General features: G+C 69.4%; 1 protein-coding gene. It reads left to right on the top strand.

The window, feature by feature from the left end; translation table 11 throughout:
• The first annotated feature begins 126 nt into the window (after window positions 1-126).
• Window positions 127-1,503 carry an IS1380 family transposase gene (locus ACIOWN_RS34490; protein ID WP_401984478.1) on the top strand — a complete coding sequence of 459 codons (1,377 nt, stop codon included), beginning with the start codon at window positions 127-129 and terminating at the stop codon, window positions 1,501-1,503.
• The last annotated feature ends 162 nt before the right edge of the window (window positions 1,504-1,665 follow it).

Here is a 1,665-nt window from a genome sequence, read left to right as displayed (position 1 = left end):
TTAGCCTCGCGCTTTCATGAAGCGGGCTGTCCGGCAGGTGGTCACACAAACAGAAAGGGCCTCTGACCAGCAAGAATGAGGATTGTCTAGGTCCCTGTTCCCGCTGAATCCAGAGGCACTTTCCAGGTGAAGAAGCCTACCGGCTCCTATCCCCATGTCCGCGTCCAGGGGGACGGCCGGGCCGTGGTCTCGCAGGCCGGTTCGGTCCTGCTGGTCGAAACTGTACGCAAGAGTGGCCTTGACCAGGCCGTATCCGCGGCCCTGGCCCCATGGCGCAAGCCTCGGGCCGTCCACGACGCCGGCAAGATACTCGTGGACCTCGCGCTGGCGGTCGCGCTCGGCGGGGACTGCCTTGCGGACATCGCGATGCTGCGGGCCGAGCCGGCCGTGTTCGGGCCGGTCGCCTCCGATCCGACGGTCTCCCGCCTGATCGACACCCTGGCCGCCTCGAGCGAGAAGGCGCTCACGGCGATCCGCGCCGCACGTTCCGAAGTACGCCGACACGTCTGGGGATTGGCCGGTGACCGGGCTCCGGATGCCGGCGGACAGGTGACCGTGGACCTGGACGGAGTGCTGGTCCTCGCCCACTCCGACAAGCAGGACGCGGCCCCGACCTGGAAGAAGAGCTACGGCCACCACCCGCTGATGGGTTTCGTTGACCACGGGCCGGGCGGGACCGGCGAACCCGTCGCGGCCCTCCTCCGCCCCGGCAACGCGGGCTCGAACACGGCCGCCGACCACATCACCGCCACCCGTCTCGCCCTGGCGCAACTGCCGAAGAAGTACCGGCGGGGCCGGCGGACTCTGATCCGCTGTGATTCCGCGGGCGGGACCCATGAGTTCGTGGCCTGGCTCGCCCAACGTGGGCGGTGGCTGTCCTACTCGGTCGGCATGGTGATCACTGAGGCCATCCACCGGTACGTTCTTCGGGTCCCGGCCTCGGCCTGGACTCCGGCCGTCGAGTCGGACGGCGAGGTCCGTGACGGGGCCTGGGTCGCCGAACTCACCGGTGACCTGCTCGACGGCTGGCCGAAGGGCATGCGCCTGATCGTCCGCAAGGAACGTCCGCACCCCGGCGCCCAGTTGAGGATCACGGACGCGGACGGCATGCGGATCACCTGCTTCGCCACCAACACCGCCGACCGTCCGATCGCCCAGCTTGAACTCCGTCACCGCCTGCGGGCCCGCGCCGAAGACCGGATCCGGGCCGCCCGGGCGACCGGCCTGCGCAACCTGCCCCTGCACCACACCACGCAGAACCGGGTGTGGCTGGAGATCGTCCAGATCGCTCTCGACCTGCTGGCCTGGCTGCCCATGCTCGCCCTGACCGGCCAGGCCCGCCTCTGGGAGCCCCGCCGTCTGCGATTCCGCCTGTTCTCCGCGGCCGGACAGCTCGTCACCACCGCTCGGCGCCGCCTCCTTCGCCTCGCCCGCCACTGGCCCTGGACCGGTGAGATCACCGGCGCCCTCGAACGTCTCGCCCTTCTGCCGAACCCCGGCTGACCAGCGGATTCGCCTGTCCCTACGAGAAGAGGATCCAGACCGGAGCAGTGGAACCCGGCGTCCACCCGAGACGACGCTCGGGCCCACAGCCTGCCCACCAACAGCCAGCAAAAGCGAAACGGTCCACCGACTACGTCGGCGGACCGTCAAGAAAGATCGAGG

The sequence above is a fragment of the Streptomyces sp. NPDC087787 genome, from assembly GCF_044743035.1.
Taxonomy (GTDB): domain Bacteria; phylum Actinomycetota; class Actinomycetes; order Streptomycetales; family Streptomycetaceae; genus Streptomyces.
The sequence above is the reverse complement of the archived record's forward strand: the minus strand, read 5'-3'. Positions and strand labels throughout refer to the sequence as shown.